Annotated in this window: 16 protein-coding genes and 1 other RNA gene; 4 read left to right on the forward strand and 13 right to left on the reverse strand. The window is 44.4% G+C overall.

Features of this window, described 5'->3' with window-relative positions; translation table 11 throughout:
- Nucleotides 1-133: 133 nt before the first annotated feature.
- Nucleotides 134-230, reverse strand: an RNA gene (ffs, locus tag CTT31_RS11510) — signal recognition particle sRNA small type.
- Between the two features lie 146 nt (nucleotides 231-376).
- On the reverse strand, nucleotides 377-1,255 hold the full coding sequence (locus CTT31_RS11515; RefSeq protein ID WP_010371393.1) for a DUF3014 domain-containing protein: 879 nt from the start codon (nucleotides 1,253-1,255) through the stop codon (nucleotides 377-379).
- 554 nt (nucleotides 1,256-1,809) lie between these two features.
- On the opposite strand from CTT31_RS11515, the gene CTT31_RS11520 reads away from it, so the two are divergent.
- The 3 genes from CTT31_RS11520 to CTT31_RS11530 are packed head-to-tail and all read left to right on the forward strand — an operon-like array spanning nucleotide 1,810 to nucleotide 4,749.
- Nucleotides 1,810-2,949: a patatin-like phospholipase family protein gene (locus CTT31_RS11520; protein ID WP_045964207.1), complete on the forward strand. Its 1,140-nt coding sequence runs from the start codon at nucleotides 1,810-1,812 to the stop codon at nucleotides 2,947-2,949.
- Nucleotides 2,950-2,982: 33 nt separating this feature from the next.
- Nucleotides 2,983-4,161, forward strand: coding sequence for a lactonase family protein (locus CTT31_RS11525; protein ID WP_260491307.1), 1,179 nt, complete (start codon nucleotides 2,983-2,985; stop codon nucleotides 4,159-4,161).
- Nucleotides 4,162-4,167: 6 nt separating this feature from the next.
- Complete coding sequence (locus CTT31_RS11530; RefSeq protein ID WP_211857944.1) at nucleotides 4,168-4,749, forward strand: GNAT family N-acetyltransferase; 582 nt, start codon at nucleotides 4,168-4,170, stop codon at nucleotides 4,747-4,749.
- Nucleotides 4,750-5,020: 271 nt separating this feature from the next.
- On the opposite strand, the gene CTT31_RS11535 is transcribed toward CTT31_RS11530, so the two are convergent.
- Complete coding sequence (locus CTT31_RS11535) at nucleotides 5,021-6,991, reverse strand: monovalent cation:proton antiporter family protein (RefSeq protein ID WP_260491308.1); 1,971 nt, start codon at nucleotides 6,989-6,991, stop codon at nucleotides 5,021-5,023.
- Between the two features lie 152 nt (nucleotides 6,992-7,143).
- Here CTT31_RS11535 and CTT31_RS11540 point away from each other — a divergent pair, with 152 nt between their 5' ends.
- Nucleotides 7,144-8,040 carry a GGDEF domain-containing protein gene (locus tag CTT31_RS11540; protein WP_260491309.1) on the forward strand — a complete coding sequence of 299 codons (897 nt, stop codon included), beginning with the start codon at nucleotides 7,144-7,146 and terminating at the stop codon, nucleotides 8,038-8,040.
- 34 nt (nucleotides 8,041-8,074) lie between these two features.
- Here CTT31_RS11540 and CTT31_RS11545 read toward each other — a convergent pair whose 3' ends face one another.
- From CTT31_RS11545 to CTT31_RS11590, 10 genes are all read right to left on the reverse strand, one after another.
- Complete coding sequence (locus tag CTT31_RS11545; protein WP_039497156.1) at nucleotides 8,075-8,422, reverse strand: hypothetical protein; 348 nt, start codon at nucleotides 8,420-8,422, stop codon at nucleotides 8,075-8,077.
- The gene (tilS, locus tag CTT31_RS11550) at nucleotides 8,415-9,722 is read right to left on the reverse strand and encodes a tRNA lysidine(34) synthetase TilS (protein ID WP_260491310.1); all 1,308 of its coding nucleotides are present in this window, start codon (nucleotides 9,720-9,722) and stop codon (nucleotides 8,415-8,417) included. The genes CTT31_RS11545 and tilS overlap by 8 nt, the downstream gene beginning before the upstream one ends.
- A gap of 85 nt (nucleotides 9,723-9,807) precedes the next feature.
- Complete coding sequence (gene accA / locus CTT31_RS11555) at nucleotides 9,808-10,764, reverse strand: acetyl-CoA carboxylase carboxyl transferase subunit alpha (RefSeq protein WP_010371368.1); 957 nt, start codon at nucleotides 10,762-10,764, stop codon at nucleotides 9,808-9,810.
- A gap of 16 nt (nucleotides 10,765-10,780) precedes the next feature.
- A complete protein-coding gene (gene dnaE / locus CTT31_RS11560) occupies nucleotides 10,781-14,272 on the reverse strand; it encodes a DNA polymerase III subunit alpha (protein ID WP_069018614.1) in 3,492 nt (1,163 codons plus the stop codon).
- A 2-nt stretch (nucleotides 14,273-14,274) separates the two neighbouring features.
- A complete protein-coding gene (gene rnhB / locus CTT31_RS11565; RefSeq protein WP_260491311.1) occupies nucleotides 14,275-14,868 on the reverse strand; it encodes a ribonuclease HII in 594 nt (197 codons plus the stop codon).
- Nucleotides 14,858-16,012, reverse strand: coding sequence for a lipid-A-disaccharide synthase (lpxB, locus tag CTT31_RS11570; protein WP_010371362.1), 1,155 nt, complete (start codon nucleotides 16,010-16,012; stop codon nucleotides 14,858-14,860). Before lpxB ends, rnhB begins: the two co-directional genes overlap by 11 nt.
- 72 nt (nucleotides 16,013-16,084) lie before the next feature.
- Nucleotides 16,085-16,858, reverse strand: coding sequence for an acyl-ACP--UDP-N-acetylglucosamine O-acyltransferase (gene lpxA, locus CTT31_RS11575; protein ID WP_017216085.1), 774 nt, complete (start codon nucleotides 16,856-16,858; stop codon nucleotides 16,085-16,087).
- A complete protein-coding gene (gene fabZ / locus CTT31_RS11580; protein WP_010371351.1) occupies nucleotides 16,858-17,310 on the reverse strand; it encodes a 3-hydroxyacyl-ACP dehydratase FabZ in 453 nt (150 codons plus the stop codon). The genes lpxA and fabZ overlap by 1 nt, the downstream gene beginning before the upstream one ends.
- Nucleotides 17,311-17,320: 10 nt before the next feature.
- Nucleotides 17,321-18,364: a UDP-3-O-(3-hydroxymyristoyl)glucosamine N-acyltransferase gene (gene lpxD / locus CTT31_RS11585; RefSeq protein ID WP_211857950.1), complete on the reverse strand. Its 1,044-nt coding sequence runs from the start codon at nucleotides 18,362-18,364 to the stop codon at nucleotides 17,321-17,323.
- A complete protein-coding gene (locus CTT31_RS11590) occupies nucleotides 18,364-18,882 on the reverse strand; it encodes an OmpH/Skp family outer membrane protein (RefSeq protein ID WP_010371344.1) in 519 nt (172 codons plus the stop codon). The genes lpxD and CTT31_RS11590 overlap by 1 nt, the downstream gene beginning before the upstream one ends.
- Nucleotides 18,883-18,890: the final 8 nt, after the last annotated feature.

An 18,890-nucleotide genomic window follows, 5' to 3' on the forward strand; every position in this document is an offset into this window, starting at 1 on the left:
CATAACCATCACCGAATATGTGAGACGATTTAAAAGTAGGCTATGCAGGGTTATATTTCAATTTTTATGCGGGATTTTACTACAAATTTGCAGACTTACACTTCAAACAACAATATGGAGGTTTGGGTGGCAGTCTTACCAGCCACATCCCGGCACACAAGTCATACGCTGTGGCTGCTTCGTTCCCGACCTGACCAGATTCACGTACTATTGTTGCGAGAGGACCAATAAGACTACCATTGAGGGCCTTGTTTGGCGCGGGTAGAATTATCTCGAAGATTGCAGGGGGATGCAAGGGAAAAGTCAAAAAGCTTGGCTAACTGGGTGATGTTTAAACAGTTTGCCAAGCTTTTATGGGTTTTATGAGACTATGCGCTTATTTGTTCAACGCTATTTTGATTTCTTCTAGGCGCTTTTTCACTTTCTTCATGTTTTCAGGGCCCATTCTTAAAAACTGTTTTTGCGCTGGAGAAAGTTGCTCCCATTCTGCATAAGCATATTTATAGGTAACTGAGTCTTTTACCAAAGGCAGTGCGGTATCTGGAATGGGTGTTGCCAACAACTCGTCGATTGCGTCAGTTAACGTGCCGTTGAATGCATCTCCTTCGTAGCCTATTTCTTCGTATGCTTCTTCAAACAATGGTTTGTATTGGTCGTATAATCTAACCACTTGCGCGGTGCTCATGGTGTCGAACATGGCGACATAAGGTGTGTAACGCTCGTAGCTGTTAGGATCGGTAATAATAATGTCGTCATCAATTACGCTAAAGCCATCTTGCGGCTTTACCACTGGTGCGTGATTTTCTGCCACTTTACCCTTTGCTAGGTTATCTACATAAACCACCGTACGGCGGATCACGTCATCGTCTGCCAGCAATTTTACCGCTTGATTAGAAAGATAGTTCGATACCGCTTCTTTAATTTCTGTATCACTTTGTGAAAGCGGCGGTAGTGTTACTTCAGGTTCAACTGGCTCTACTTGCTCTGGCTCGATTTGCTCTCGTTGCGGTGGCAAGGTTACTTCAGGTTCAACCACTTGTTCAGGTGGTGTTTCTCTTGCGGTATTGACCAGTGGCGTTTCGGTTTGTTCAGGCACAACAATATCTTGTTTGACCTTTTGGTTTTCCGTCGATGGAGTGTCTTTTTGTGCTAGCACAAACACAGCCACAATAATCAACGCTAGTACAACTACCGCGGCAAATAACAACTGGCTGTTAGAAGGTCTTTTATTACCTTCTTGATGATTCTCTGACATGGGGACTCCCTCTTCGTCATTGTTGATACGCGTTAATGTAAAACTATCACCAAATACTTGACTAATAACTTAATGCGCGCTGAAACCCTAAAAAAATGCGTTGTGGTGCAAACTCTGGCTACACCTTGTTCAAACATTTGATCTTAATAAAAATACTTGAGCACCGAACTTAAGTTCAGTACATTGAAGTTAAGCTAAATTGCCACTTTATTAAATACAAAATCGTGCCAATTAGCGACTAAATTAAACCGCTAGTTTGTTAAAATTTGTTTGTGCCACCATAGCGCTTTAGTGCTTAAATTTCAAAATAATAGCCTAATATGTTGCGCGGGTATGTGCACTCAGACAACTTGGGTTTTAGCTAGGTTCAACTAGAATAAATAATACAACCTATAAGCGGCTTGAGGGCAAAGTGGCACTTTACTACTAAAAATAACGCATTTACTGGAGTTATCAACTCTTTGCACCTAAAGCATTACAACTTCAACAAAGATAAATAACGCATAAAAAGACCAAATTTAAATTAAGCAAATTTAACAGCAGGATGGCCTCTTTTGAGAAAGCATAGAACGAGTGATAAAAAAATAGCCTTACTACTGACTGGAGGTGGTGCAAGGGCCGCTTATCAAGTTGGGGTATTAAAGGCGCTTGCGCAAAGTATGCCTCGTACTTCTCCCCTCCCTTTTGAAATCATTACTGGTACCTCTGCCGGTGCAATTAACTCGGCGGGGATTGCCTGTTACGCATCTTGCTTTCACCTCGCGGTGAAAAAAGTGGAATATATTTGGAAGAACTTTAGCACCGACATGGTGTACAAAAGCTCGTTTACTGGTGCATACGGCCATTTATTTGCCAATATGATGCGCAGCTTTCAAGCGCAATACCTTAATCAGCCACCAGCCAGCTTGTTAAATAACTCGCCGCTTCGAAAGCTGCTGGCCAATGTACTTGATTTAAATCGCATCGATCACAATCTACACCGCCATTATCTTGATGCCATCGCGATTACGGTTTCGAGCTATTCTACTGGTAAATCAGTGGCGTTTTATCAGGCGAACAATGCTGAACCTTGGCAGCGCTCAAAGCGCGAAGGCGTTCCGGGCACAATTTCGCTCGACTTACTCATGGCAAGTTCGGCTATACCTATGGTGTTTCCAAGCGTGCGCGTTAAGCATCATTACTATGGTGATGGCTCTATCCATCAGCTCTCTCCGCTTAGCCCTGCCATTCATTTAGGTGCGGATAAAATCTTTGTGATTGGTGTTGAGCAGCCTAAACTACCACAGCCGCTCGGTTATGAACCGCATTTTCCGGGAATGTCTGTGGTCGCCGGTCACCTGCTAGACAGTGTGTTTAGCGATACCTTAAATTCAGACATCGAACGGCTCGACCGCGTCAACCGTACGGTAAGCTTGCTACCGGCCAGAGAAAAGCACAAAGAGCTTAGGCGAGTAGATCATATGCTTATCAAGCCAACGGTTAATTTTAATGAAGTCGCAGATCATTATTACGAAGATATGCCATTGGCAATCAAGCTGTTACTCAGAACCATGGGGGTTAAAAAACATTCTCCGTCGAGTTTAACGAGTTACTTGCTGTTTGAGCGTACTTATACACAAAAACTTATTGAGCTTGGATTTGAAGACGGCATGAACCGCTTGGACGAAATGAGAGAGTTTTTGGAACTCAAATAAGATTTACAATAATAAAAATAGGTAGTGAAAAAGATGTATAAACCTACTATAAGTGCACTTCTGCTTATCGCACTTGGGTCAATTTCATTTAGCGCACACAACCAAACGTTCGACGTTGTTCAAACCATCCAAAATAACACCGCTGGGTTTAGCGGCTTAGATAATCCAAGGCAGCTGCGTTTTAATCGCCAAGGTACGCAGGCCGTTGCAGTAAGTGGCGACGATAACGCAGTGGTTACATTTACGCTTGATGCACATAAGCAGCTAGTCCAAGATCAACTCTTTCAATCGAGCGACGCGCATCCACTTTTACTGACTGGCGCATCCGATGCGGTATTCGTAAATAGCAACCTCATTCTTAACACTAGCTTTTACGATGGTGCATTAAATGTGTTTGCAAAAGATAAAACGGGTAAGTTTAACCTTGTGCAAACATTTTCTGACGAAGTGTCTTACAAAGTGGTGTTTGATCCAACCAAAAATGCCTCAGCTCATGACACCCTTAGCTTGTTTGCACCTTGGAAAATTAGCTTAAGTGGCGACAAGCGCTATGCATTTATCCCAAGTTATAAAAGCAATACGGTCACTGCTTTTAGGATCACTCCCACAAATAGCGTGACGTGGCTAGGCCCTATTGATAGCGCTGAGAAAACTGACATGGGTGGGCCTGTGGATGTGCTAGTAAGTAAAGAGGCTAACGCGCTTATCGTTGCAGGTTATGAAGGTGATGTCATTACGCTGTGGCAACAGACAAAAGGTACTTATACTGTTAAGCAGCGCATCGTTAAAAACGACACTAACCTGCTCGCACTCAGTAAACCACAAGCCTTGGTTGCTAGCTCAGATTTCACTGTTTTTTATGTTGCAGCGGCGGGCAGTAACAGCATTTTAGCCTTTGAGCGTCAACAAAATGGTCAATATCATTTGCTCCAAACCATTGATGCAAACCAAGTTGGCAAGCCACTTAACGGTGTCTCCACCTTGTTACTTGCTGCTGATGGCAAAAGGTTGTTCGCAGCCTCTGAGAGTAGCTCTGGTATTGCAGAGTTTAGCGTTACCGCAACGGGCAAACTTACATATATCGCAACTTTTGATGATTTGACCAATCCCTTAGCCAATATATCGGCCTTGGCTTTTGTGACAGACGCAAATCACTTAGCCGTATCTCTTGCAAAACAAGATACCATCAAAATACTCAAAATAAGGAAGTAGTAACGCATGTGGCCAACTGATAAACCACTGATAGGACACCATGTCACCCTTGAACCATTATCAACAACACATATTAATGCGCTGCAACAGGCAGTAAAAGATGGTGAAGCTTGGAAGCTTTGGTATGCCAATGTACCTAATCCAGAGGATATGGAGCACTATGTTAACACTGCGATAAGCCAAGGATCTGAAGGCAACCTTGCCTATGCGGTAAGGCTAAATAGCAGCAACGAAATCGTGGGAACCACCCGCTATTACAATGCAGATATAGCCAATCGCCGTGCCATGCTAGGCTATACATGGTACAGCGATAAAGTACGTCGAACAGCGGTTAACACGGAGTGTAAGTTTTTGCTGTTACAGCAACTTTTTGAAGATTTTGACGCCATTGCCGTTGAATTTAGAACCCACTTTTTTAATCATGCCTCTCGCAATGCCATTGAGCGGCTTGGCGCCAAGCTCGATGGTATCTTGCGCAGCCACCAGATAGGTAGAAACGGCGAGCTAAGAGACACCGTTGTGTATTCAATTATCGCCTCAGAATGGCCCACCGTTAAGCAGCATTTATTGAGCAAGCTCGACAGGTAGTAAAAGCATAAAAGATCGCAGGGTGAACCTGCTCCTACTTTGTGTTGTAGGAGACGCTTTACGCGGCGATCTGTAACAACAAAAACAGAACAGCGCACAAGATCGCAGGATGAACCTGCTCCTACTTTGTGTTGTAGGAGACGCTTTACGCGACGAGCAGTAACAACAAAAACAACACACAAGATCGCAGGGTAAATCTGCTCCTACTTTGTGTTGTAGGAGACGCTTTACGCGGCGATCTGTTAAAAAAGCATAAATTTAAAAAACGTTATTACGGCAGGCCATCGAGTAAAAACTGCTCCGCACGTTCAACGCGGCGGGGTTTCCCCTTTAACAGCAAAACATCATTAACGCGTAAAACGGTTTGCTCATCTGGTTGAGCAATTTCTTCGCCGTCGCGTCTTAGCGCAGTAATATCGACGCGCTTAACGTTGAGCTCAAGCTCAGCAATTGACTTGTTAACAGCAAATGCATGGTCAGGCAAAGCAATAGCATGCAGATATTCTAACCGCTCGCCCGTGACTTCATGCAGATCACTGCTGTCTCCTGCAAAAAAACCATGTAAATACGGATAACGATTTTCTCGCTCTTTACTGACGCGACGAAAAATCCTGCGCATTGGCACGCCAGACATGTACAACACATGAGAAACCAGCATCAAACTTGCTTCTAAAGTTTCTGGCACAACTTCTGCGACGCCCATGGCTTTTAATTGCTCCATGTAGCTGTCATCTTTCATGCGTACCAAGATCTTCACTTCATGGGTACGCCGACGAATGGCGTCAACAACCACCTGCGTCTGTTCAAAGTCATCAAAGGTAATAATTACCAAGCGCGCTTTATCAATATTTGCTGACTTTAACAACGTTTTTTGTGCCGCATGACCAAATAGCACGGGCTCACCCGCAATTTGTGCGTCTTGTACAATTTGCGGGTTGCGCTCTACCGCAATATAAGGAATAGCCTCTGGACGTAAAAATCGTGCGATAGTTTGACCAACACGCGCATAACCAAAAATCACAACATGATTTTTTAAATCAGCCGCGTTATAACCACTTGGCGCTTCGGGTTGCCAGTCTTTTTCTATTCCCAAGATATTGAGAATATGCGCGGTTTTACTAATAAGATAAGGCGTTAACGCCATAGACAACACGCCAAGCGTGATCAAGAAGGACACCGCATTTTGATCCAACAACTGATGTTTACTGGCAAGCGCGAGTAACACAAAGCCAAATTCACCCATTTGCCAGATCAAAATACCAGCGCCCCAAGCATCTTTTTTACGCTCACCCATTAACTGCGCAACGCCAACGATGATCAACACTTTGATCACAAGCACCGCGGCAAGTGCTGCAACAATATAAATAAACTGGTTGAGCACATAAGGAATATTTAGCTGCATACCCACTGTGACAAAAAAGAGTCCCATTAGAATATCTCGAAATGGTCTAATTTCTGCCTCAAGCTGATGCCGATATTGGCTTTCCCCTAGCATCATGCCCGCTAAAAATGCGCCGAGCGCCATTGAAAGCCCGAATGCATAAGTGAGCGAGCCCGCGCACAGGGCTACAACCAAGGTAGATAAAACAAAGAGCTCATCTGTTCTTACTAATGCGATTTCGTTAAATACTCTAGGTAGTAACCACTTACCTATTGCCCATAAAACCAAACACACAACCGCCCCCTTTGCAAACGCAAAAAGTAGCGCTGACGCCAGCTCCGAATTACTCGCAGAGGAAATAAGTGGAAACGCGATGAGCAGCGGCACAACGGCAATATCTTGGAATAACAACATGCCAATACCGAGCTGACCATGGCGTGTGTTGAGCATCCCCAGCTCTTTTAACAGCTTAACCACAACTGCCGTAGAAGAGAGTGCAATGAGGCTCGCAATCACAAATGCACCCACCCACTCATATTGCATAAAACGCAACAATAACATACCAATGATCGTGGTCACAATGACCTGTAAACTCCCTAAGCCGAATACTACGTTTCGCATTGCCATTAATTTTGGCACGGAAAATTCAAGCCCTAAACTGAACAGTAAGAACACGATCCCAAGCTCGGCCATAAAGTGGATTTCTTGGCTGTCACTCATCCATCCAATGCCGTGACTGCCCGCAATGACTCCAGTGAGTAAATAAGCCAGAATAGGCGGCAAGCCAATCCGCTTAAAGGACCAGACTAAAATCACAGCACATAACAGCAAGGCAAAAACCTGCGCGAAGATACTTTGCAATCTGCCTCCTGAGCGAAAAATTGACGGGGAATATAGGTGGATTTCTTTTTCTTTCTCTTAAATATAGCAAGCGTTTGTTTTTAAGCCAGTTTAAATTTTTGGCATAAAGTTCGCATATTAATCATGTATTGTTGTATTTAAGGGGAAGAAATATGGAAAATGTCCATATTTTGACACAAAGATTGCCGACCAGAGGCGATTACTTGCCGTTCAATTCTGAACAGTATAGTACGCAAGGCGGTGAACACTACGCGCGATTAGTCGATAAACTTCAGACAACACTCAACATTGAAGAGCTGTTGACTATTTACGCGGAGCATGTGGCAAGAATTTCAAAAATTTCGGGACTCCAGTTCCATTGTAGCCTTGGCGTCTTTCAGATGAAGGACAGCGATAGCCAATTCCCAGCTAGTACGTTTGATCTTGAGCTCGAAAAAGAGCACTTAGGCCAGCTGGTGTATTTCAGTGAGTTTCCATTTAGTGAAGTTATCAAGGCAAAATTGTCAAAATTACACGCCTGTTTAATTTACCCAATGCGTAACGCTTTGATGTATAACCGCGTGTTGCAATTAGCAACCAAAGACTCACTAACGGGACTGTACAATCGCAGCCAGTTTGCAGACAACTTAGAAGAAAAGCTTGAACGATGTCGTCGTCAACATCGTAATTTCAGCTTAATGCTTTTAGATTTAGACAACTTTAAGCAAGTGAATGATGTTCATGGTCATAAAGCCGGTGATGAAGTGTTGGTTGAGTTTTCACGTATTTTGCAAACCTCAACACGCGCAACTGATTCGGTATTTAGATTCGGTGGTGATGAGTTCGCTATCTTAATTGACGACCCTGCGTTTACCACCAACAAAGTGATCGCAGAAAGAATTATGGAAGCCGTAAGAAAGTCGAGCATGATGGCTAAATATACGGTGACTACGAGCATTGGCTTTACGCTGGCATCGAGCCATGATACCGCCGACAACATATTTGCTCGCTCGGATAGCGGCTTATACCGCGCCAAAGCAGCCGGACGAAACTGCGCGCGCGCAGTATAAAAAACCACTTCCCCCTTTTGCTCAGTGTTATGCGTTAACGCTGAGCATCTTTTCCTAAGTATAGGTAGGCCATCAGGGCAAGTGCCGCACCGTTAAAAAATCCATTTATTACCCATGCAAGCGCAAGGAAATCGGGTAACTCTGAAAACATCACCGCAAGCATTGGCGCAAGTAAGCCAAGAATAAAATACATTCCGCCCTTACCATGCCAATACAATAGTAAAAACACAATACTGATAATGCCTGATGCCGAAGCAAATATTTGATTCAGCCACACCACTTCACTCGACATAAAGAGTACGATAAACACCACCGCAGTGAACACCACCGCATAAGGCGCTTTTTGCGCTAACTGTTGGCCAATCTTTTTACTTTCAGTCATCTTTTACTACCCAAATAATGCCATTATCCTCTGCGTGCTCGGCACTCACAAACAGTCCGTTCACCGCCACCGGTGTATCATTGTAATAAACAACCGCAATAGAATCACGCTCCCAGCTTGGAATATGTAAATCTTTTAGCCAATGTTTCAAGGTATTAGAGCCAGGTTTGCCCTGTGGTTTGATTTTATCTTTAAGTCTGCCGTAGCGAATGCTAACGATTTCGTCCGTGAAAGGTTTGCGGATCCCCTTACCCGTCTGTATAGCAACAGGTGTACTTTGCCCGCTGAGTTCGTTGAGGTTAACGGTCTCAATATCATGCTTTTGGCTACTTTCCGTTACCCAATAAAGTGCATCACGATAACGCCTCACTGCGCCTTGCTTAAAACGAATTTCAAGTTGACTGTCTTGGCGTGATGAAAACGCCTGTTGTACGATTTCATCCAACTGTTTTTGACTCGGCATCTCTATGCCCTGCTTTGATAACCACAGTCTGATGACATTATCTCTTCTTGCACAAGAGAGCCCTTGTAAAGCCGTGATATTTAGCGCCACCCGACAACGACACTTTTGCAAGTCTTCTTCACTGACCTCATCAATTATGGTTTGTTGGCGCTGTAAAATATCAATACTGCGCAGTGTGTTAGCGACAAAACCATTGAATCGAGAGGTAAGTAACGGGATCACCTGATTGCGTAAAAAGTTACGGTCAAACGCATCGTCGGCGTTGGACTCATCAGTAATATGCTCAAGACCAAACTGCCGTGCAAATGCTTCAATGTCACTGCGACTAACGGCAAGTAACGGACGAATACAATAGCGCCCAGATGCCAGCTGAGTTGTCGCTCTCATCGCTCCAAGCCCGAGTAATCCTGAGCCGCGCTTTAATCTCAGTAAGAAAGTTTCTACTTGGTCATCGGCATGTTGTCCAAGCACGATTGCAAAACCTGCTTTGGCCGCGTCATCTAATGCTTGATAGCGAGCTTCGCGTGCTTGCGCTTCAAGGCTAGTGCGGGCTTTCCGAGTAATCGAAACCTGTTTTGCAACAAAGGGAACATTAAGTGTTTCACAAAGTGATTGGCAAAATTGCTGCCACTGCGATGCGTACCCAGACAAGCCATGATTAACATAAACCGCCTGGAGTGCAATGTTTTGCTTATTTGCATATTCTCGACAAAGATGGAGCAACACAACCGAATCCACACCACCAGATAAGGCAATGCACAACCCTTTGGCGTCAAGGCCGGAGCTCAATAGCTTTAAACTTGACTCTACTTGTTGGTAAACCCGACTATTAATCATGTTTTCTACAATCAATAAAAAAGCCGCTCAATAGCGGCTTTTTAACTTAAATTAGCATTGATATCAATACGAGCAGAAACCCGTATTAACAATAACCAAATGACATCAGGCGCTTATAACGCTGATCTAACATCTCTTCGGTGCTTAGCGCTTCAAGATCAGCCAAGTCACGTTTAAGCTGCACTTTCAGGTTTTTCGCCATCGCATCGTAGTTACGGTGTGCGCCACCTAGCGGCTCTTCAATGATGTTATTGATAAGATCCAGCTCTTTTACGCGAGAGGCTGATACACCCATAGCTTCTGCTGCAAGTGAAGCTTTGTCTGCACTCTTCCAAAGAATAGAAGCACACCCTTCAGGTGAAATTACCGAATACGTGCTGTATTGCAGCATGTTTACTCTGTCACCTACCCCGATGGCCAATGCGCCACCAGAGCCGCCTTCACCAATTACGGTACAAATGGTTGGTACTTTGAGCGCAGCCATCACCTTAAGGTTACGTGCAATCGCTTCACTTTGACCGCGCTCTTCAGCGCCTACGCCCGGATAAGCTCCCGGTGTATCGATAAAGGTGATGATTGGCATCTTAAAGCGTTCAGCCATTTCCATTAAGCGCAATGCTTTACGATAACCTTCTGGCTTTGGCATACCAAAGTTACGTTTGATTTTTTCAGCCGTATCACGACCTTTTTGCTGACCGATAATCATTACTGGCTTGTCGTCAAGACGCGCAACACCACCAAGAATAGCCGGATCGTTAGCAAAAGTACGGTCGCCCGCAAACTCGTCAAACTCGGTAAAAATGCGTTCAATATAATCGCGAGTATATGGACGAAGCGGATGACGTGCTAATTGAGACACTTGCCAAGCGCCTAAACCGTCGAAAATTTTCTTTGTTTGCTCAACATTTTTGTCTTTTAAGCGGCTGATCTCTTCTTCAAGGCTAAGATCTAAATCGCCAGAGCGGCTAACGTTTTGTAATTCTTTGATCTTTGCTTCCAATTCAGCGATTGGAAGTTCAAATTCAAGATAATTGAGGCTCATGCTCTAAACTACCTGTTTAGTTAAATTCTAATTCTAATTCCTGCGCCGCCAGCAGTGATAAACGAGTTAAAAGCTCATCACTTGGCGTCACACACCATTGTGTTCCTAATGTTAACTCTGCTAATGCATCAGGACGCTGATATTTAATTTTTACCGGACACGTTCCAAATTTATATGGTTCTAGCACTTTTTTGAAATTATCAAAGAAGTTCGCGTCAATTTGAGCCATATTTAGCGTCATTTTTATTGCACTAATACGCTTTTCTCGCGCCTGAGCAATGGTAGAGATTTCTCTTGCGGTCATTGTAATGCCACCAGAGAAGTTATCAAAGCTGACCTGTCCAGATATTACCAAGATTTGGTTAATTTGCAGCATTTCTTGGTACATTTCAAACTGTTCAGGAAATAAGCGTACATCAATTCGGGCACTTTTGTCATCTAAAGTGATAAGTCCCCAACGCGCTCCTTTTTTGTTTATCAAGGTACGAGCATTGATAACCAGTCCCGCCGCGGTTGCTACCGTATCACGATTACCGGGTTGTAAGTCAACTAACTTACCAGAGGTATAATATTTTAATTCTTTGCGGTATTGATTAATTGGGTGGCCTGTTAGATAAAGACCTAAGGTTTCTTTTTCCCCATTTAACCATTCTTTATCGCTAAGCGGCGTAGCTTTGATAAAGGCTTGTTCAACCTCTTCGGGCTCAACCGCAAGCAAACCAAATAAGTCGCTCTGTCCAAGTGATTCGGCTTTGTGATGCTGCTCTGCCGACTTCATGGCATCCTTTAAGCTTGCCAGTAAAGTCGCGCGCCCTGGCTGATCTCTGTCAGGACCAAGCTTATCAAGCGCTCCCGCGTATATTAGCTTTTCAATCACGCGTTTATTTAGACGCTTTAAATCAACTCTGGCACAGAAGTCGAATAAATCTTTAAATTCTCCCCCTTGGGCTCGCGCTTCAAGGATCGCTTCAACTGGACCTTCACCCACGCCTTTTATCGCACCTATACCATAGACGATCTCACCTTGACGATTTACAGCAAATTTGTAGACACCGGCATTCACGTCTGGTGGTAGCAGCGTCAACTTCATGTTTTCGCATTCATCTACCAAGGTTACGATTTTGTCAGTGTTATCCATATCCGCTGACATTACCGCCGCCATAAACTCGGCAGGGAAATGGGTCTTCATCCATAGCGTTTGGTACGACACTAACGCGTAGGCTGCGGAGTGTGACTTGTTAAAGCCGTAACCCGCGAACTTTTCTACCAAGTCGAAGATTTTCATCGCAAGTTCGCCTTCGACGCCATTATCTTTGGCACCATCTTCGAACGTTGCACGTTGCTTCGCCATTTCTTCAGGCTTTTTCTTACCCATCGCACGACGAAGCAAGTCAGCGCCACCTAGGCTATAACCTGCAAGCACCTGCGCTATCTGCATTACCTGTTCTTGGTAAAGGATGATCCCGTAGGTCGGTTCTAGTATAGGTTGTAGACTTTCATGCTGGTATTGTGCATCTGGATACGATACTTCTTCACGACCATGCTTACGGTCGATAAAGTTATCTACCATGCCCGATTGCAAAGGACCCGGACGGAATAGCGCAACCAGTGCGATCATGTCTTCGAAACAGTCTGGCTTCAAGCGACGGATCAAGTCTTTCATACCACGAGATTCCAGCTGGAATACCGCAGTTGTTTGTGCGTCTAGTAACACTTTAAAACTTGCAGGGTCATCCAATGGGATCGCAGCGATATCAATCGGCTCACGACTTTCTCTGCCAAGGCGTTCGTTCGCCATGTCGAGCGCCCATTGCAAAATGGTTAGCGTTCTTAGACCGAGGAAGTCAAACTTAACCAGACCTGCGGTTTCTACGTCGTTCTTATCAAACTGGGTAACTGGGAACTTACCTTCTTCGTCGCAATACAGTGCTGCAAAGTCGGTAATGGTGGTAGGCGAGATAACAACACCACCGGCGTGTTTACCCGCGTTACGCGTACAGCCTTCAAGAATGCGACATTTATCAATCAGTTCACGAACTTCTTCATCGCTATCGTAAGCTTCAGGCAAGCGAGGTTCAACATCAAACGCTTTCGCAAGTGTCATACCGGGGTCGCCAGGTACAAGCTTGGAGATCCTATCTACGAAGCCATAAGGGTGACCAAGCACACGACCAACGTCTCGAATTACCGCTTTTGCCGCCATCGTACCAAAGGTGATGATCTGAGACACGGCGTCTCGACCATACAGTTTAGCAACGTGGTCAATTACCTCGTCTCGTCTATCCATACAGAAGTCGACGTCAAAGTCTGGCATCGAAACCCGCTCGGGGTTAAGGAATCGTTCGAATAGGAGATCGAATTCAAGTGGGTCAAGATCCGTGATCTTAAGCGCATATGCCACCAAAGAGCCGGCACCGGAACCACGACCAGGACCGACAGGGATGCCGTTATCCTTACTCCACTGAATGAACTCCATTACGATTAAGAAGTAACCAGGGAATCCCATTTGGTTGATAACGTCGAGTTCAACCTGTAGACGGTCGTCATACTCACCACGCTTTTCTTTACGATCATTTTCATCAGGGAATAAGAACTGCAACCGTTCTTCTAGACCATCTCGCGATACTTTTACCAAGAAATCTTCAATCGCCAGATCGCCCGTTGGATAATCTGGTAGGAAGTAGGTGCCAAGCTGTACCGTCACGTTACAGCGCTTAGCGATTTCTACGGTGTTTTCTAAAGCTTCTGGAATGTCACTAAAGAGCGCTTGCATTTGCTCTGAAGTCTTTAAATATTGCTCTTTAGAAAAGCGTTTTGGTCGATTTTTGTCTTCTAATGTATAACCATCGTGAATAGCAACACGAATTTCATGGGCATCAAAGTCTTTTTCATGTAAAAACACCACTTCATTCGTCGCCACAACCGGTATATTACGCGCAGCCGCGACCTCCACAGCACCATGGAGATATTCTTCTTCTTGTGCACGTGCGGTGCGTTGCAGCTCAATATAAAAATGGTCGCTAAAATGTTGCTCGTAAAACGCCAGCGTTTCTTCAATTAGCTTAGGATTGCCTTTTAAGATGGCTTTACCTAAATCGCCATCTTTCGCGCCGGAGATAAGGATCAGCCCTTCTTTGTATTTTGCGAGCCATTCTTTATCAATAACAGGGCGATGGAATACATGACCACGAAGATAGGCATCGGAGATCAACAAGGTTAAGTTTTTATACCCTTGATTGTTCTTAGCGAGAACGAGAATTCGGCTTGGTTCATCGGGAAATTGATCTGACTTCAGCCAAAAATCCGCACCAATTATTGGCTTAATCCCTGCCCCGTGTGCGCCACCATAAAAACGCACCAAACCACATAAGTTCATTTGATCGGTGATGGCAAGCGCAGGCATTGCAAGCTCTTCGGCCCTTGCCACAATTGGTTTGGTCTTCGCTAGACCATCCACCATTGAGAAGTCACTGTGTACACGCAAATGGACAAACTGCGGGGCTGGCATGCTTACTCCTTCTCGGCCAAAATTCGTTGCACAGGCTTAAAGCTTGTACGGTGATGCGGAGTAACCCCATGTGCTTCGAGCGCGGCAAAGTGGGCTTTGGTTGGATAACCTTTGTGGCCTGCAAAACCAAACTCAGGATATTCCGCATCGAGTGCTAACATCTCATTGTCTCGGGTGACTTTCGCCAATATAGATGCCGCACTTATCTCGGCAACTAGGCTATCCCCTTTTACAACTGCGGTTGCCGCAACACTTAGCTTAGGTAAACGATTTCCATCAACAAATACATGATCAGGTTGAATTTCCAATCCTTCAACTGCGCGTGTCATCGCCAGCATTGTTGCGTGAAGAATATTCAAATCATCAATTTCTGCAACTGACGCTCTCGCAATGCAGTAACATAATGCCTTTTCTTTTATCTCTTCTGCCAATGCAATGCGCTTTTTCTCTGACAGTTTTTTCGAGTCGGTTAACCCTATTATTGGTTTGGTTGGATCTAAAATGACGGCAGCGGTAACAACGTCACCCACCAACGGGCCACGTCCTACCTCGTCAACGCCTGCAATATACTGCACATCAGGACGTTCAATTTGCATCTATTAACTCCATTACAGCCTGAGCCGCTTGTTTGCTGGCATTTAGGCGAATGTTCTCATGTATCTCGTAAAACTTTCTAACAAGCTTACTATTATTGCCTTTTAACATCGGGAAAAGTGCATCAGCAAGTGCGTCAGGATTACACTCTGCCTGTAAAAACTCAGGCACAAGCGGTGCGTCAGCCAATAAATTCGGCAAGGCAAAGTATTTGATGTTAAAGGTAAAAAAGGTATTAAAAATCCAATAACTCTTAGGATTTAGCTTATACCCTACTACCATTGGCTTTTTATATAGCATCGCCTCAAGTGTGGCAGTTCCTGAGGCCAGTAAAACGGTATCCGCAGCTTGCATTGCCAGTGCTGACTGGCCGTCAAGCATAATTGGGTTCAATTCCGGCGCGACTTCGTTCAAGGCTTCCAAAAATTGTGCTCTGCGCTTCTCGTTTACCAAAGGCACAACTATTTTTAAGTTAGGAATTTTATCGACTAATTTTTTTGCAGTGGCAAGATAAGTGCGGCTCAATAAGCCAACTTCAGAGCCCCTACTACCAGGTAGCAGTGCTAAAACCGTATCATCTTGACTTAAGTTCAGCTGTGCACGCGCACCTGCGGTATCTGGCTCAAGTGGAATTTCATCCGCTAGCGTATGGCCCACAAATGTACAAGGCACTTCATGTTTATCATAAAAGGCTTTTTCGAACGGCAGCAAAGACAGCACTAGGTTAGTCGCCTCGGCAATCTTATGGATGCGTTTTTGACGCCACGCCCACACACTCGGGCTTACATACTGAATGGTTTTAATTCCTGCCGCTTTCAACGGTTTTTCAACACGCAAATTAAAATCCGGCGCATCGATACCGATGAATACATCGGGTGGATTATCAATAAAGTAATTCACCAACTGCTTTTTAATTTTTAGCAAGCGAGGTAAGCGACCAAGCACTTCGACTAGTCCCATAACAGCGAGTTCATCCATGTCAAACAGGCTTTTACAACCCGCTTGTTGCATTTTAGGACCACCGATCCCGACAAAATTGGCATTGGGGTAATGAAGTTTTAGCGCGTTTATGAGGCCAGCACCGAGTATATCGCCCGATAACTCTCCTGCGACCACGCCAATGGTGATATTTTTTTCGTTAGCCATTGTTATTTTTCAGTATAAAAAAACGCCATACAAAATGTATGGCGTAAGTATAACCTGTATTGCGGTTCAAGTTTAGCGGATCAAACCACGATTAGAAGTCGCAATAAAATCAATCATTTGCTGAACTGCTGCGAACTCAGAAGCATCTTCTTTTAGCGCTTCTAACGCATCTTCTAAACGCAGCCCCTTACGGAACAACGTTTTGTATGCACGTCTTGTAGCCATGATTTCATCAGACTCAAAGCCGCGACGCTTTAAACCTTCAGTATTAATTGCAACGGGTCTCGCTGGCGTGCCGGTCGTTGTAACAAAAGGCGGCACGTCTTGGTTCACACCCGAGTACATACCAATAAAGGCATGTGAACCCACTTTACAAAATTGATGTACACCTGAATTACCCGCAAGGATAACCCAGTCACCAATATGTACATGTCCGGCTACACTTGCATTGTTAGCGAAAATCACATTGCTGCCAATGACTGCGTCGTGTGCCACATGGGTGTAAGCCATAAATAGGTTGTTGCTACCAATTCGAGTGATCCCTTCGTCTTGAATTGTGCCACGATGGATAGTCGCACACTCACGAATAACGTTGTTATCACCAATAATTAGCTTGGTTGGTTCATCCTTGTACTTTTTATCTTGGCAGGCTTCCCCTACTGACGCGAATTGGAAAATGTGATTGCCTGAACCAATCTCAGAAGGGCCTTTGATCACAACATGTGATTCAATCTTACAGTTATCACCAATGACTACGTCATTGCCAATATAACTATAAGGGCCTACAGAAACATTCTCGCCTAGACGCGCGCCTGATTCGATAATTGCGGTAGGATGAATAGCCATTAAAACTCTCTTCTAGCACACATAATTTCAGCTGAACACACAGTTTTGCCTTCTACTTTAGCTTCAGCACTGAATTTCCAGATGTTACGACGCTCTTTTTCGAACTTAACGTGCAAATGCATCGTGTCACCCGGTAAAACAGGTTGTTTGAAACGTGCATTATCAATCGCCGCAAATAAGTATAGTTCATTCTCGCTGCGATTCTCGACCGTTTTAAAACCAAGTAAACCTGTTGCCTGAGCCATCGCTTCTAGGATCAACACACCTGGGAAAATAGGTTGCTCAGGGAAGTGACCCGTGAAAATAGGCTCATTAATCGTCACGTTTTTAATCGCGTGAAGATATTCACCAGGCTTAAAATCTACCACTTTGTCAACAAGCAACATTGGGTAGCGGTGCGGAAGAAGTTTTAAAATCTCTTGGATATCAAAGCTGTTTAATTCGTTAGCCAAAATAGCTTCCTTATTCTACATCAGTATCTTTAAGCTGTGCTGTCAGCAGCTCAAGTGCCTTCAGGCGCGACTTAAAGTCAGATAAATTGCGTAAGTGTGCAATAGACTTACGCCACTCTTTATTCGTTTGGTGAGGTAAACCAGAAGAATAGATCCCTGGCTCAGTAATTCCTTTAGTAACCATACTCATACCAGTAATGACAACCCCATCACAAATTTCGTTGTGACCATTGATTGCTGTCATGCCGCCAATTTGGCAGTACTTGCCGATTTTAACACTGCCCGCCAGTACCGTGCAGCCTGCGATGGCTGTACCGTAACCAACCTCGACGTTATGGGCAATTTGGATCTGGTTATCTAAAATGACGTTGCTATGAATAATGGTGTCTTCTAGCGCACCTCTATCAATAGAAGTACTCGCGCCAACTTCGACACGGTCGCCAATAATTACGGTGCCAACTTGAGGGATTTTAACCCACTCGCCTTTCTCGTTGGCGTAGCCAAAACCATCACTTCCTATTACGGCACCAGACTGGAATAGACATTGTTCGCCTATCTGTACTTCATGATAGACGGTTACGTTTGCCCAGAGTTTAGTCTTTGCGCCTATTTTGGCATGTTTTCCAATGAAACAGCCTGGCCCTATCTCAACATCATCACCAATCACAGCGCCATCTTCAATTACAGCATTCGCACCCACACTGACGTTTGCACCCAGTGTTGCGGTATCAGAGATAACTGCTGTACGATGAACTCCTGATGCTGCACTAGGTGTTGAGTCTAGCTTCTGTGCAAGTTTTGCATAGGCTACATAAGGATCTGCGATAATGAGTTTATTACCCGCAAAATAATCCGCGTCTTTTTCACTCAAGATCACGACCCCCGCAGTCGTGCTTTCAAGCTGACCACGGTATTTGCTGTTGGCTAAAAACGCGATTTGGTCGTCTTTTGCCTGTGCGAGAGTGGCGATATTTCGAATTGATTTATCGCCATCACCTTGCAGCTGAGCACCTAGATACTCAGCAAGTTGAGATAAGGTGTGAAGTTTTGTCATTACTTATTGCTAACCGCTTTTACCACTTCTTCAGAAAGGTCGGCTACTTTATCAGGGTTGAAGTAAATTGTCGTATCTTTTACTTTAACTTCGTCAAACTTACCTTTTTTAGCAACAGACTCAATCGCATCTACGATTAGTTTTTGTACTTTAGCAAGCTCTTGGTTTTGACGAACTTTAATTTCTTGCTCTAGTGGACGACCTTTTTCAGCAAGTGTCTTTTGCATGCCTTGGATCTTTTCACGAAGCGCTTCTTTTTGCTCTTCACTCATTGTCGTTGCTTCGCGCTTAAATTTTTCAGCTTCGAAACGAATGTCACCTTGAATTTTTTCAAGTTCTTGACGACGCTCAGCGAACTCAGCTTGTAGTGTCTGTTCAATTTTCGCCATTTGTGGAATTTGCTTATACACTTCCTGCATGTCTACGATGCCTACTTTGTGTGCAAATGCGCTACCTGAAGCACCCATCATTAGTGCTGCTGTCATGGCTAGTGTTGATGATTTAATAAATTTTTTCACAATAAAAC

This window comes from Pseudoalteromonas maricaloris (assembly GCF_024746855.1).
Lineage (GTDB): Bacteria > Pseudomonadota > Gammaproteobacteria > Enterobacterales > Alteromonadaceae > Pseudoalteromonas > Pseudoalteromonas maricaloris.

Bases quoted from the DNA above. Each gene is read 5' to 3' on its own strand.
- CTT31_RS11540 (WP_260491309.1), top strand. From the start codon at position 7,144: ATGGAAAATGTCCATATTTTGACACAAAGATTGCCGACCAGAGGCGAT.
- lpxB (WP_010371362.1), bottom strand. From the start codon at position 16,012: ATGGCTAACGAAAAAAATATCACCATTGGCGTGGTCGCAGGAGAGTTA.
- CTT31_RS11545 (WP_039497156.1), bottom strand. From the start codon at position 8,422: ATGACTGAAAGTAAAAAGATTGGCCAACAGTTAGCGCAAAAAGCGCCT.
- CTT31_RS11525 (WP_260491307.1), top strand. From the start codon at position 2,983: ATGTATAAACCTACTATAAGTGCACTTCTGCTTATCGCACTTGGGTCA.
- tilS (WP_260491310.1), bottom strand. From the start codon at position 9,722: ATGATTAATAGTCGGGTTTACCAACAAGTAGAGTCAAGTTTAAAGCTA.
- dnaE (WP_069018614.1), bottom strand. From the start codon at position 14,272: ATGCCAGCCCCGCAGTTTGTCCATTTGCGTGTACACAGTGACTTCTCA.
- CTT31_RS11530 (WP_211857944.1), top strand. From the start codon at position 4,168: ATGTGGCCAACTGATAAACCACTGATAGGACACCATGTCACCCTTGAA.
- CTT31_RS11515 (WP_010371393.1), bottom strand. From the start codon at position 1,255: ATGTCAGAGAATCATCAAGAAGGTAATAAAAGACCTTCTAACAGCCAG.
- lpxD (WP_211857950.1), bottom strand. From the start codon at position 18,364: ATGACAAAACTTCACACCTTATCTCAACTTGCTGAGTATCTAGGTGCT.
- rnhB (WP_260491311.1), bottom strand. From the start codon at position 14,868: ATGCAAATTGAACGTCCTGATGTGCAGTATATTGCAGGCGTTGACGAG.
- accA (WP_010371368.1), bottom strand. From the start codon at position 10,764: ATGAGCCTCAATTATCTTGAATTTGAACTTCCAATCGCTGAATTGGAA.
- lpxA (WP_017216085.1), bottom strand. From the start codon at position 16,858: ATGGCTATTCATCCTACCGCAATTATCGAATCAGGCGCGCGTCTAGGC.